This window comes from Microbacterium sp. AC026 (assembly GCF_979258475.1).
This window is the reverse complement of the sequence record NZ_OZ409857.1, coordinates 565,534-578,148: the sequence shown is the minus strand read 5'-3', so window position 1 is coordinate 578,148 and position 12,615 is coordinate 565,534. Positions and strand designations below refer to the sequence as shown.

Here is a 12,615-nt window from a genome sequence, read left to right as displayed (position 1 = left end):
AGTCACCGTGATCGCGGATGTCCTCGCTGAAACCACCTCCCGTATGGCACGAGCGGTCGAGGCCGCCAAGGAGGACTTCTCCACGGTGCGCACGGGTCGCGCCAACCCGCAGCTCTTCCAGAAGGTGCTCGTCGACTACTACGGAACGCCGACGCCGCTCGCCCAGCTCGCCTCTCTGGCGAACCAGGAGGCGCGCACCCTCATCATCACTCCCTACGACAAGAGTGCTCTGAAGGGGATCGAGCAGGCGATCCGGGACATGCCGAACCTCGGCGCGAACCCCACGAACGACGGCAACCTCGTCCGCGTGACGATGCCCGAGCTCACGGCTGAGCGCCGCAAGGAGTACGTCAAGCTCGTCAAGACCAAGGCCGAGGACGCCAAGGTGCACGTGCGCGGCATCCGTCGCAAGGCCAAGGACGAACTCGACGGTCTCAAGAGCGAGCTCGGAGAAGACGAGATCTCTCGCGGAGAGAAGGAACTCGACGCCCTCACGCGCCAGCACGTCGACCTCATCGACGACGCACTCAAGCGCAAAGAGGCTGAGCTCCTCGAGGTGTAGGCGGCATGTCCGACGAACGCACCGATGACGGCACCGACAAGCCGCAGACGCGCCGGGAGGCGCGCGACTCGTCGACCTCGACCGGCGCCATCCCGCTGGTCGATGGCGCCTTCCCGGCGTTCGACGCGACGAGCATCCCGCCACGTCCACCTCTCCCCGCCGAGGAGCGCGCGATGACGGAGTCCCCGTTGGACACAGCTGATCACAACGCGATCAGAGAGCAGTGGCGTGCCGCACGCGACGAGTTCGGGACCCACGTCACGAATGCTCGCGGGCAGCTCGACCAGGCGAACGAGCGCATCAAAGAGCGCACAGGGCGTGACCTGATCCTCGCGACGCTGATCGGGCTGGCGTTCGGCGCCGCCCTGCTCGCCTCGCTGTTGTTCATCAAGGTCCTCTTCGTGCCGTTCGCGTTGGCAGCGGCGCTGCTCGGGGTGTACGAGCTTTCCCTGGCACTGCGCGCGTCCGGGCGGCGGATCGACGTGATCGCTCAGTTCGTGGCGGCGACGCTGCTCGTGCTGTCCGCGTTCTTCCTCGACCTGTGGTTCGTCTGGGTGATGCTGTTCTTCGCCGTCGCATTCGTGATCGTGTGGCGGTTGGTCGCCCAGATGGTCGCCAAGGACGGGAGAACCTACGGCGATGTGCTGACGGATGCCGTCATCGGAGGCTTCGTTCAGATCTACGTGCCGTTCCTCGCGGCGGTCGCCCTGATCCTGCTCAAGCAGGAGGGTGGCCAGTGGTGGGTGCTGAGCTTCATCGCCATCGCCGTCGTTGCGGACACCGGCGCGTATGCCGCCGGGCTGGCCTTCGGCCGGCATCCGATGGCCCCGCGAATCAGTCCCAAGAAGACGTGGGAAGGGTTCGGTGGAGCCGTGGTGGGTTCCATCACGGCGGGTGTCCTCCTCGCGATCTTCCTGTTGCACCTGCCGTGGTGGATCGGCGTGATCTTCGGCGTCGCCATCCTGCTGTCCGCGACCCTCGGCGACCTCGGGGAGTCCATGCTCAAGCGTGATCTCGGAATCAAGGACATGAGCTCCTGGCTACCCGGTCACGGCGGGCTCCTCGATCGACTCGACAGCATCCTTCCGTCGACGGTGCCCGCGCTGTGCCTGTATTTCCTCTTCTCCTCCTGGGTGGTGCTGTGATGGTCTCCGACGACGTGCGAACATCGGACGGTTCGGTTCAGCCTCCGGCCGCGTTCTCTGTGACGACCGGTCGCGTGCGCGGCTATCACCGCGCAGCGGTCGACACGTTCCTGGCAGCCGCTCGGGCTGCATTCGAAGGCGACGCGGACGATCTCGGCGCAGCCGACGTACGCGTGGCGTCCTTCCCGCTCGTGAAGAACGGCTATGTCGTGGCAGAGGTCGATGCCGCGCTCGGGAGAGTCGAGGACGCGCTGGCGGCTCGCGCGCGTGACCGGGCCGTCCGGTCGCAGGGCGCGGGGGCATGGGTCGAGCAGGCACGAGACGATGCCCAGATCATCCTCGACCACCTCGCGCGTCCGAAGCGTCAGCGTTTCGCGCGCACGGGCGTCCTCACCTTCGGGTATCGCATCGACGAGGTCGACCATGTGGGCACCCGCATTGCCCGCTATCTGCGAGACGGCGAACCGCTGACGGCCGAGCAGCTGCGTTCGGCGGCGTTCCGCATGCAGCGCGGCGGGTACCGGGAAGAGCAGGTGGATGCCCTTCTCGACGCTACCGTCGATGTGATCCTGGCGGTTCGCTGAGCGTTCTGATGGCCGACTCACGCCTCACCGGGTAGACTGCCACTCATCGTGAACTCCCGAAACGACATCACACCTCATCGCGAAGACGTCACGCCGGTGCCTGCATCGGCGGCGCTTTCGGCGCGCAGCGGTAGCCGCCGACGGGGCGTCGTCGGTTTCGTCAGCGCCCTCGCGGTCGTGGGTTTCGCGGCCGCGATGGTCGCCCCGACCGGCGTCGCGCTGGCTCAGCAGCCTGAGACGGAAGGCCCCGAGTCGGCGTACTCAGCGGCGCTCACGCAGACGCAGAATCTCACGGTGACCGCAGAGGGTGCCGCTATCGCACCGGTTCAGCGTGGATCGTTCTCGGTCTACGTGACGCCCAAGCCGACTCCCACCCCGACACCGACGACCGCGTCGTCCGGGTCATCGAAACCCGGTCCCAGCGCTCCTCTGTACTACACCGGCGGGGAGCCCCTGCGGAGTGGATGGCCGCAGCGGGCATCGCGGAGTCCGACTGGGGCTTCGTCGACTACATCGTCTCCCGCGAGAGCGGCTGGAACCCGAACGCGACCAACAAGTCCTCTGGAGCGTGTGGGCTCGTCCAGGCTCTGCCATGCAGCAAGGTTCCCGGCAATGGCTACGACCCGGTGGACAACCTGCGCTGGGCAACGGGATACGCCACGGGTCGATACGGAAGCTGGGCGGGCGCCCACGCCTTCTGGACGAACAACCACTGGTGGTGAGTCGGCCTCATGGCCCGCTCTCGCAGACGCCGTCCGGCGCGCCCTGACACCGACGATTCGCTCGATCGACTCCTCTCGTCCTGGAAGCGCACGGAAGTCCGTCGTGGGTCCGAGTGGACCGTCCAGCCGGTGTCGGCAGCTCAGGCGCTGAAGGAGTACATCTGTCCTGGGTGCGGGCGATCGGTTGTTCCCGGGACCGCTCACCTCGTGATCTGGCGCGCAGACGGGGTGCTCGGTGACGCCGCAGACCTCGCGGCACGCAGGCATTGGCACACACACTGTTGGAGGATTGCGTGAGCATGGAGATCCGTGGACCGATCGAGCTGCCTGCGCGGCGCGAAGACATCGCACTGGAGACCGCAGACGAGCTGACACTGGTCGGAGAGCTGGCGGTTCCCGAGTCGTCGGCGCCCGTGGCCACGCTCGTCACGCTGCATCCTCTCCCGACGGCCGGCGGGTTCATGGACTCGCACATCATCCGCAAGGCTGCCGCCCGTCTGCCTGCGCTGGCGGACCTCGCTGTGCTGCGCTTCAACACGAGAGGGACCACCTCTCCGCGTGGCACCAGCGATGGCGCGTTCGATGGGGGAGAGGCGGAGCAGTTCGACGTCGCGGCCGCGATGAGCTTCGTGCGCGAGCGCGGTCTTCCGCGCCCGTGGCTGCTCGGCTGGTCGTTCGGCACCGAACTCGCGCTGAAGTACGGTCGGGAACACGATGTCGAGGGGATCATCCTCCTGTCCCCGCCACTTCACCGCGCCACAGACGCCGAGGTGGCGGAGTGGGCCGACTCCGATGCTGACGTCGTGGTGCTGGTACCCGAGCTCGACGACTACCTCCGCCCGGCCGAAGCACGCGAGCGCTTCTCCGCGATTCCGCATGCGAAGCTGATCGCCGTCGAGGGTGGCAAGCACCTCTGGGTGGGGGAAAGCCAGACTCGGAGAGTCCTCACCGAGATCGTCGCTGCCGTGAACCCGGCAGCTCTTCCGCTGCCGACGGAGTGGCCCGCCGACTAGAGCTCGTTCATGCGAGGGATCAGCACCTGCCGGTAGAGGATCAGGATGCTGGCCGCCACCGGAATCGCGATCAGCGCGCCGAGCAGCCCCAGGAGGCTTCCGCCCGCCAACGCCGCGACGACGACGACCGCTCCGGGTACGGACACGGCCCGGCTCATGATGCGCGGCGAGATCACGTACGCCTCGATCTGCATGTAGATGAGGTAGTAGATGGCGGCGGCGATCGCTGTCGCCGGTGATCCCAGGCCGGGGATCAGGCACACGAGCACGATGATGGTCGACCCCGTGAGGGTGCCGACGAGTGGAATCAGTGAGAAGAAGAAGGCGACGACGGCGAGCACGGCCGGGAACGGCGCATCGATGATCGTGAGGAAGATCATGCTCAGGATGCCGTTGATGACCCCCTGGGAGACCTGGCCCATGACGTAGTAGCCGACCGAATCGGTGATCTGCTCGGCCAGGTCGATGAAGCGCTCGCGCTTGGATGCAGGAGCGAGCTGGTAGACGGCGCGCTTGAGAGACGGTGTCGAGGCCGTCAGATAGATCGTCAGGATGAGGATGATGAACGCGCCGAACAGTCCGCTCAGCAGTGCCCCGCCGGCGGCGAGCACGCCCTGCCCGATGGACCCCCCGATCTGGGCCAGGTTCGTCTCCAGCCAGTCGGTCACATAGGCGAAGACGTCATCCACCTTGAGATTGGGGAACGTGTCGACCATCCACTGGCGCAGGTCGAGGAGAAATGTCCCGCGTTGGACGATGGCCGTGATCTCGGCGATGAGCTGCGAGATCTGGTCGACCAGCACGGGGATGACGATCAGGATGATCCCGGCGAAGATCCCGAGCACCGCGAGGATCGTGATGAGCACGGCGAGCCAGCGGGGGAGACGCCTGCGCTCGAGGAAGGAGACGAGCGGGTCCAGGCCGAGACTGAGGAAGAGAGCCGTACCGACGTAGAGCAGCACGGTCGACAGGCTCTCCACGCTTCCGATCAGCAGGATTCCCAGTCCCACGCCGAGCGTCGCCACGAGGGCGGTGCGGAACGGGTTGTGGATCTTCATCGTTGCTCCTCGGAATGGGGGACTCTGCAAGCGTATCCACCGCACCACGACCGGCCGGGACGACGTGCCGCACGTGGTGCCGCATGCCCCTCGTGGGCAACACACAGGTGATTTCGCTAGTCTGAAATGTCGAGTGTTGCGACTCGGGCGTGCGTCCGGGCCGTGTGAGGAGACTATTCGTGCGTTTCGTATGGGCCGTCGTGGCCTTCGTGCTGGCTGCGGGACTGATCGCTGCGGGCATCGCGCAGCGAACCATCTTCATGGGTCCGTCGACTCAGGAAGTCTCAGTCGCTGCAGAGGAACCCGCCCCGTTTGTGCTGATGGACGGCGACGTCCTTCGTGAGCACCCGGGATCTCAGACCTTGCTGGTGCGCGGAGAGGGCGAGATCTTCGCCGCCTATGGCCGCACCGCCGACATGGAAGCGTGGCTTGCCGACTCGTCGTACAACCGCGTGACGGTCGGCGACGACGGTGACCTGGAGGTCGAGCTGGTCCCCGCCGGATCAGCACCGGAAGGTGATGGGGCCTCCGAAACCCCCGCCCCTGCCGAGACCCCGGCCGCGGCCGAGACTCCGGCACCGGCGGAGACGCCCGCCGAGGGCGATGCAGCCGCAGAGCCGGGCCGCAACCCCGCCGGCTCCGACCTCTGGCTGGACTCCTTCACCGAGACCGACACACTCATCGCAGACAACATGCAGCTGCCCGAGGGCGTGAGTCTGATCATCGCGTACGACGGCACCGCCGACGCACCGGACGACATCGTGGTGTCCTGGCCGCTGGACACGTCCACCCCTCTCGCCGGACCGCTCATGGCGGCGGGCGCGGCGATGCTTCTCGTCGGACTCGTGCTCTACGTCCTCGCGATCCGGCACCAGCGTCGCGGGCGAGGACCGCGGCGCAAGGGCCCCGGCCCCCTTCCGGCCACCGAGCCGATCGACGTGGCTCAGCTACCGCCATCGGAACGCGCGGCGATCGACGACACCTCGACCACCGCTGCCGGGGATGAGCCCGGTCGGACCGGCGCAGACTCTGACGCGGCAGCCGCCGGTGACCCGGGGGCAGTCGACGCCGCCGGTCCGAAGAACCCAGACCCCGATCGGAGGACGGAGATGCGTGCGCGACCCGTGAACCGTCGACGGCGCCTGCTCGCGGTCCCCGCCCTCGCCGTGACCGCGTTGCTCGCGAGCGGCTGCTCGCCTGACTCATGGCCGCAGCTCGGAGAGGGAACGCCCTCGCCGTCTCCCAGCGCGACGGTGATCGCCCCGGACAATCAGAAGCCCCCGGCAGTGACGGAGGCCCAGGCGAAGCGGATCCTGCAGGAAGTGTCGACGACCCTGTCCGACGCGGACGCGTCGATGGACATCGCTCTGGCCGGCACTCGTCTGGACGGCCCGGCGCTCACGGCTCGCACCACCGAGTACGCGCTTCGGACAGCTCTTCCGGAGACCGCACCGCCCGCCGCACTCCCGACCGATGACGTCGAGGTCGTGCTTCCCGAAGCCACCGACCGGTGGCCGCGCACGGTGCTCCTGCTCTCGAAGAGCGCTGACGACGACACCGTTCCCCCCGTCATCCTGACCATGACGCAGCAGGATCCGTGGTCGAACTACAAGGTCACGAACATGGCCGAGATGTCTGCGGATGCCGTCTTCCCCGACGTGGCTGCAGCGTGGCTCGGCACCTCGCTCGTTCCCGACGATTCCGCATTCCTCAGCATCCCGCCGGGAGAGCTTGCGGAGACCTTCGCCGACGTCGTCGACGCGGGCGAGGCCAGCCCTTCGTACGGCATGTTCGACGAGATCTCGCAGAACCTCGCCCAGTCGATCCGCGACAGCCGGCAGGCGGTCGTGCAGACGCTCGCGGACAACGGAGCGGCCGAGACTTCTCAGACCGCCTTCGACATCCTCCCGGCCGATTCCGAGCCGGTCTCGATGACCACGCTGGACAGCGGTGCGATCGTGGCCGTCTCGCTCATCGACACCGAATCCGTCACCCCGACGTCACCGGACGCCGTCATCCGACTGGAAGACGCGAATCCGCAGGCGAAGGCGCTGACGGGTGTCACGGAGTCCGCGAAGGGCTTCACGACCAAGTACGAATTCCAGCTGTTCTTCTCCGTTCCCGCGCAGGGCTCGACGGAGCAGATCCGACTCATGGCGGTCCGACAGGACCTACTCTCCGTCGAGGTGATCAAATGACCGATATCTCTCCCGCCGCGCTTCGTGGAGCCGTCGACCTCTCCTCTCTGCGAAACCGGCCCGCGGCTGCTGCCGCCGGAGCGCAGAGCCCTGCTCCCGGGGCCGTGGACATCGTGGTCGATGCGACCGACGAGTCGTTCGGTCAGATCCTCGAGCTCTCACGGACAGTGCCGGTGGTCGTCGACCTCTGGGCCGAATGGTGCGGGCCGTGCAAGCAGCTGAGCCCCATCATCGAGAAGGTGACGCGTGAACTCGGCGGCAGGGTGCTTCTCGCGAAGGTCGATGTCGACGCCAACCCGCAGCTGGCCCAGGGATTCCGCGCGCAGTCGATCCCGATGGTCGTGGCACTCATCGCCGGTCAGCCGGTTCCGATGTTCACCGGTGCAGTGCCCGAGCAACAGGTCAGAGAGGTCTTCGCGCAGCTGCTTCAGCTCGCTGCTCAGAACGGGGTGACGGGCACGTTGAACGTCGGAGAGGCGCCCGAGGGCGAGCAGACGCCGGAGGAGCCGCCGATGCCGCCGCTGCACGCGGAGGCTTTCGCCGCGATCGAGAACGGCGACTACGCCGCGGCGGTCGTGGCATACGAGAAGGCTCTCGCGGAGAATCCGCGCGACGAGGATGCGATCGCAGGCCTGGGCCAGGTCCGTCTGCTCGACCGCGTCCAGAAACTCGATCTCCAAGATGCTCGGGCCGCGGCTGCAGCCGGGCCCCTGGACATCCAGGCACAGTTCGATGTCGCCGACCTCGACCTCGCGGGAGGCCATGTCGAAGATGCGTTCGGAAGGCTTCTCGACCTGTTCGCCCAGCTGCCCTCGGATGAACGAACGCCCGTGCGCGAGCGTCTTCTCGAGCTGTTCGGCCTGATCGGCGTCGCAGATCCACGCGTCATCACCGCGCGCAACAGACTGTCTTCCCTGCTGTTCTGAGCTGAGAGTGCAGCGAGACGGCCCAGGCTCTGTCGGGCCGGGGCCGTCTCGCTGTTCGGCAGAGGCCGTCAGCCGCGGCTGATCGTGGGTACGTGCGGGTTGCTCTCGTGGCGCAGCCAGATGGTCGACAGTGCGGGTACCGTGATCGTCGCCAGGGCAGGTCCGTCGTCCTCCGAGTGCGCGACGACCATGCCGAGATTGCCGGATCCGCGACCGCCGTATTCTGCGGCGTCCGTGTTGAGGATCTCCTGCCACACGCCGGGGATAGGCAGCGCGAGGCTGTAGCCGCTACGCTCGACGCCGGCGAAGTTGCTGATCACCACGAGACGGCCGCCATGTGCGTCGCGGCGTTCGAAGGCGATGACATTGGGATCCCAGCTCGGGGCACCGAGGCGTGAGAACGAGGATCCGTCATTGTCCCGCTCCCAGAGCGGGGCCTGAGCGCGATAGGTGCGGTTGAGCTGTCCGACGAAACCCTGTAGTTGCGCGTGCGACGGCTGGTCGAGGAGCCACCAGTCGAGCTGGCGGGATTCCGACCATTCGGCGAGCTGCCCGAACTCCTGCCCCATGAAGAGGAGCTTCTTTCCGGGGTGACCCCACATGTATCCGAGGTATGCGCGGACATTGGCGAGCTTGTGCCAGTGGTCGCCGGGCATCTTCGAGACGAGGCTGCCTTTTCCATGCACGACCTCATCGTGGCTGATCGGCAGCAGATAATTCTCCCCGAACGCGTAGACGAACGAGAACGTCATCTCACCTTCGTGGTGCGCGCGATACATCGGGTCTCGTTCGATGTACTGGAGGGAGTCGTTCATCCAGCCCATGTTCCACTTGAACCCGAAGCCGAGACCCGCGTGGTCGGTGGGCGCGGTCACACCGGGGAAGCTCGTCGATTCCTCAGCGATCATCAGCACGCCGGGGTGCAGGCGGTAGGCGGTCGCGTTGACCTCCTGGAGGAAGCGGATCGCTTCGAGGTTCTCCCGGCCCCCGTGGATGTTCGGCTCCCACTCGCCTTCGTTACGCGAGTAGTCGAGGTACAGCATCGACGCCACGGCATCCACTCGCAGGCCGTCGACATGGAACTCGCTCAGCCAGAACAGTGCGTTCGCGACCAGGAATCCGCGCACCTCAGGGCGACCGTAGTCGAAGATGAGCGTTCCCCAGTCCTGATGCTCACCGCGACGAGGGTCGGGGTGCTCGTACAGCGGCTGTCCGTCGAACCTCGCGAGGGCGAACGCGTCTTTGGGGAAGTGCCCGGGCACCCAGTCCATGATCACGCCGATTCCGGCCTGATGCAGCTGGTCGATGAGGTATCGCAGGTCATCCGGGCTGCCGAAGCGACTGGTCGCCGCGTAGTACCCGCTCACCTGATAGCCCCAGGAGCCGCCGAACGGATGCTCGGCGAGCGGCATGAACTCGATGTGCGTGAAACCGGCCTCGGTGACGTGTGCGATCAGCGGTTCTGCGGCATCGCGGTAGCTCAGGCCTCCGCGCCAGGAGCCGAGGTGCACCTCGTAGACCGACAGCGGCTGAGCGACCGCGTGAGTCGCTGCCCGGCGGGTCATCCACGCGCCGTCTGACCATGCGTAGTCCGACAGCGTGACCACCGACGCGGTCTCGGGCGGCACCTGCGCGGCCTGCGCCATCGGGTCGGCCTTGAAGATCCAGGAGCCGCCGCGGGTGCGGATCTGATACTTGTATGTCGTTCCGACGGCGAGATCGGGGATGAACAGCTCCCAGACGCCACTCACGCCCATCGAGCGCATCGCGTGCGCTTCGCCGTTCCACCCGTTGTGATCTCCGACGACTCGCACGGCTGTGGCATTCGGGGCCCAGACGGCGAATGCGACGCCGTCTTCGCCGTCTGCGACCGTCGCGTGCGCACCCAGCACCTGCCACAGCCGCTCGTGCCGCCCTTCGGCGATCAGATGGAGATCGACGTCGCCCAGAGTCGGGAGGTGCCGGTACGGGTCGCCGGTGATCGTCTCGTCGTCGTCGCCGTACGCGGTGGCGACGCGATACGCCACCGGGGCACCGTCGTGCTGGGCCTCCCAGATGCCGTGTGCGACGTGATCGAGCTCCAATCGGCTCCCGTCCTCGAAGACGGCTGCGACCGAGGACGCGAGAGGTCGGCGAGCGCGGATCACCGTGACGGTCCGGTCACTCGCATCCGTGAACGGGTGGGAGCCGAGCACCGCGTGCGGGTCGTGATGGGCGCCGGCTGCGACAGCCGCCCAGTCCGGTGATGTAGTGGCATCTTCGACGCAGCTCATGCTCGTCTCCTCACCTTCAGAATGTGCACCGGCTCGGCGAAGGCGTCGAGGCGCACGTAGTTGTGATCGGCCCACGTCCACACGGCACCGGTCAGCAGGTCCTCCACCTCGAACGGCTCGCCAGGTGGTACGCCCCAGATCGTGGTGTCGAGGTGCACGGTGGTCTCACGCACGGAATGCGGATCGACGTTGGCGACGACGAGGATCGTATCGGAGTGGCCCGTGCCGGTGAACGCGGCATCGAGGTGCTTGCTGTAGACGAGCACCGAGTCGTCGTCGCTCCAGTGCACGGAGAGATTGCGGAGCTGTCGAAGAGCCGGGTGCTCACGGCGGATCTCGTTCAGTCGGCGCAGGAGAGGCGCAAGCGAGTCACCCGATGCCTCCGCGCCCTCCCAGTCCCGGAACTTGAACTCGTACTTCTCGTTGTCGATGTTCTCCTCGGAACCGGGCCTCGCCACGTTCTCGAAGAGCTCGTACCCGGCGTACACGCCGTACACAGGGGCGGCGGTGGCGGCGATGCAGGCGCGGATCCGATAGGCGGCGCGGCCGCCGAACTGCAGGTACTCCGTGAGGATGTCGTGCGTGTTCACGAAGAGATTCGGCCGCATGTAGTCGCTCGTCTCGTGCGAGACGCTGGTGAGGAACTCCTCGAGCTCCGCCTTGGTGTTGCGCCAGGTGAAATAGCTGTAGCTCTGTTGGAACCCCACGGCCGCGAGCGCACGCATCACGGCGGGTCGAGTGAACGCCTCGGCCAGGAAGATCACGTCCGGGTCCTGGGCGTTCACGGTCGCGATGAGCCATTCCCAGAACTGCAGCGGCTTCGTGTGCGGGTTGTCGACGCGGAAGATCTTCACGCCTTCGCGAACCCAGTGCTGCACGATGCGGAGCATCTCCTGGTAGATACCGGCGGGATCGTTGTCGAAGTTCAGCGGGTAGATGTCCTGGTACTTCTTGGGCGGGTTCTCTGCGTAGGCGATGGTGCCATCCGGGAGAGTGGTGAACCACTCGGGGTGCTCATCGACCCACGGGTGGTCCGGAGAGGCCTGCAGTGCGAGATCGAGAGCGACCTCCAGCCCTTCGTTCTTCGCCGCCCTGACGAATGCGCGGAAGTCGGCCGGCTTGCCGAGTTCCGGGTGGATCGCATCGTGGCCGCCGTCAACGGAGCCGATGGCATACGGTGAGCCCGGATCGCCTGGCTCCGTCGTCAGAGTGTTGTTACGTCCCTTGCGGTTGGTCGTTCCGATCGGATGGATCGGCACCAGGTAGATGACGTCGAAGCCCATGGCGGCGACAGCGGGAAGACGTTTGGCGGCTGTCCTGAACGTACCGCTCTTGACAGTGCCGTCCTTCAGGCGTTTCGCGCCCTCCGAGCGGGGAAAGAACTCGTACCAGGCCCCGACGCCTGCGGCGGTCCGCTCCACGAGCAGAGTGTGCGTGGCAGATGCTGAACGCAGCGTCATGAGAGGCCGCTCATGGAAGAGACCGCCCAGCTCGGCGTCGGTCGAGACCGCGGTGGTGGTCTCTGCATCGCCCCCCGCCAGTGCGGTGGCGAGTTCGCTGATGCGTCTGCGCTGAGCCGCAGGGCGATCCTTCTCTTCGCTGCGCGCGCGAGAAGTTCGGCGCCGAGGGCTGCCATGACCGGCACATCGACGCCCGCGGCGACCTTCACCTCGGCGGCGTGCGCCCAGGTCGCGAAGTCGTCGGAGAACGCCTCGAAGCGAAACGCCCACGGGCCCTGCATGTCCACAGCGACCTCCGCTGCCCAGCGATCGCTCCCATCGAGCAAGGGCGTCATTCGGTGCAGGGACTCCTCGCCGTTCGGGGCCGTCAACCGGAGCTGCACCCCGATCAGGTCGTGCCCTTCACGGAAGGCGACGACGCTGAACGGCACCACCTCGCCGACGAACGCCTTGGGCGCGAAGCCTCCGGGGACGGACGGTGCGCCGCCCACCAGAGGAATTCGCGTCGCGACGAGTCCGTCGCCGTCCGAGACGGCGCCCAGCGGGCGCGACGGGATCTGCGCGGGGCTTCGGAGAGCCTTCGGACTGATGCTGCTCATACGTGCGGCCACCCCCGAATGTACCGCTCGCGGCGTGAAGCGGGTAGCTCGCGAAGGGCCCCGGCGCGCCGCCGT

10 protein-coding genes and 1 pseudogene are annotated in these 12,615 nt (G+C 66.9%); 8 read left to right on the top strand and 3 right to left on the bottom strand.

Annotated features, from left to right (window positions below):
• Positions 1–7 precede the first annotated feature (7 nt).
• The 6 genes from frr to ACZZ93_RS03000 all read left to right on the top strand — a co-directional run bounded on the left by frr (position 8) and on the right by ACZZ93_RS03000 (position 4,026).
• Positions 8–562: a ribosome recycling factor gene (frr, locus tag ACZZ93_RS03025; protein WP_053095997.1), complete on the top strand. Its 555-nt coding sequence runs from the start codon at positions 8–10 to the stop codon at positions 560–562.
• A 5-nt stretch (positions 563–567) separates the two neighbouring features.
• Entirely contained in the window at positions 568–1,707 is a 1,140-nt protein-coding gene (locus ACZZ93_RS03020) for a phosphatidate cytidylyltransferase (protein ID WP_056278676.1), read from the top strand.
• Positions 1,707–2,291 (top strand): DivIVA domain-containing protein, encoded by a 585-nt coding sequence (locus ACZZ93_RS03015; protein WP_072591233.1) that lies wholly within the window; start codon positions 1,707–1,709, stop codon positions 2,289–2,291. The genes ACZZ93_RS03020 and ACZZ93_RS03015 overlap by 1 nt, the downstream gene beginning before the upstream one ends.
• 464 nt (positions 2,292–2,755) lie before the next feature.
• Positions 2,756–3,013 carry an aggregation-promoting factor C-terminal-like domain-containing protein gene (locus tag ACZZ93_RS03010; RefSeq protein WP_463510440.1) on the top strand — a complete coding sequence of 86 codons (258 nt, stop codon included), beginning with the start codon at positions 2,756–2,758 and terminating at the stop codon, positions 3,011–3,013.
• A 9-nt stretch (positions 3,014–3,022) separates the two neighbouring features.
• Positions 3,023–3,310, top strand: coding sequence for a hypothetical protein (locus ACZZ93_RS03005; RefSeq protein ID WP_320488202.1), 288 nt, complete (start codon positions 3,023–3,025; stop codon positions 3,308–3,310).
• A gap of 2 nt (positions 3,311–3,312) precedes the next feature.
• Positions 3,313–4,026, top strand: a complete 714-nt coding sequence (locus ACZZ93_RS03000; RefSeq protein ID WP_463511718.1) for an alpha/beta hydrolase — start codon at positions 3,313–3,315, stop codon at positions 4,024–4,026.
• On the opposite strand, the gene ACZZ93_RS02995 is transcribed toward ACZZ93_RS03000, so the two are convergent.
• Complete coding sequence (locus tag ACZZ93_RS02995) at positions 4,023–5,084, bottom strand: AI-2E family transporter (protein WP_053096001.1); 1,062 nt, start codon at positions 5,082–5,084, stop codon at positions 4,023–4,025. The two genes, ACZZ93_RS03000 and ACZZ93_RS02995, sit on opposite strands and share 4 nt — an antisense overlap.
• A 179-nt stretch (positions 5,085–5,263) precedes the next feature.
• On the opposite strand from ACZZ93_RS02995, the gene ACZZ93_RS02990 reads away from it, so the two are divergent.
• On the top strand, positions 5,264–7,282 hold the full coding sequence (locus ACZZ93_RS02990; RefSeq protein WP_463510439.1) for a glycosyl transferase: 2,019 nt from the start codon (positions 5,264–5,266) through the stop codon (positions 7,280–7,282).
• Positions 7,279–8,208 carry a tetratricopeptide repeat protein gene (locus ACZZ93_RS02985; protein ID WP_072591237.1) on the top strand — a complete coding sequence of 310 codons (930 nt, stop codon included), beginning with the start codon at positions 7,279–7,281 and terminating at the stop codon, positions 8,206–8,208. Before ACZZ93_RS02990 ends, ACZZ93_RS02985 begins: the two co-directional genes overlap by 4 nt.
• Before the next feature lie 68 nt (positions 8,209–8,276).
• Here ACZZ93_RS02985 and glgB read toward each other — a convergent pair whose 3' ends face one another.
• Together glgB and ACZZ93_RS02975 are read right to left on the bottom strand one after the other, a co-directional pair.
• Entirely contained in the window at positions 8,277–10,481 is a 2,205-nt protein-coding gene (gene glgB / locus ACZZ93_RS02980) for a 1,4-alpha-glucan branching protein GlgB (protein ID WP_463510438.1), read from the bottom strand.
• A pseudogene (locus ACZZ93_RS02975) lies at positions 10,478–12,540 on the bottom strand (alpha-1,4-glucan--maltose-1-phosphate maltosyltransferase). The gene glgB and the pseudogene ACZZ93_RS02975 overlap by 4 nt, the downstream one beginning before the upstream one ends.
• Positions 12,541–12,615 lie beyond the last annotated feature (75 nt).

Excerpts from the sequence above, each read along its gene's own strand:
- ACZZ93_RS03020 (WP_056278676.1), top strand. The coding sequence starts at position 568 with ATGTCCGACGAACGCACCGATGACGGCACCGACAAGCCGCAGACGCGC.
- ACZZ93_RS03015 (WP_072591233.1), top strand. The coding sequence starts at position 1,707 with ATGGTCTCCGACGACGTGCGAACATCGGACGGTTCGGTTCAGCCTCCG.
- ACZZ93_RS03010 (WP_463510440.1), top strand. The coding sequence starts at position 2,756 with ATGGCCGCAGCGGGCATCGCGGAGTCCGACTGGGGCTTCGTCGACTAC.
- ACZZ93_RS03005 (WP_320488202.1), top strand. The coding sequence starts at position 3,023 with ATGGCCCGCTCTCGCAGACGCCGTCCGGCGCGCCCTGACACCGACGAT.
- ACZZ93_RS03000 (WP_463511718.1), top strand. The coding sequence starts at position 3,313 with ATGGAGATCCGTGGACCGATCGAGCTGCCTGCGCGGCGCGAAGACATC.
- ACZZ93_RS02995 (WP_053096001.1), bottom strand. The coding sequence starts at position 5,084 with ATGAAGATCCACAACCCGTTCCGCACCGCCCTCGTGGCGACGCTCGGC.
- ACZZ93_RS02985 (WP_072591237.1), top strand. The coding sequence starts at position 7,279 with ATGACCGATATCTCTCCCGCCGCGCTTCGTGGAGCCGTCGACCTCTCC.
- glgB (WP_463510438.1), bottom strand. The coding sequence starts at position 10,481 with ATGAGCTGCGTCGAAGATGCCACTACATCACCGGACTGGGCGGCTGTC.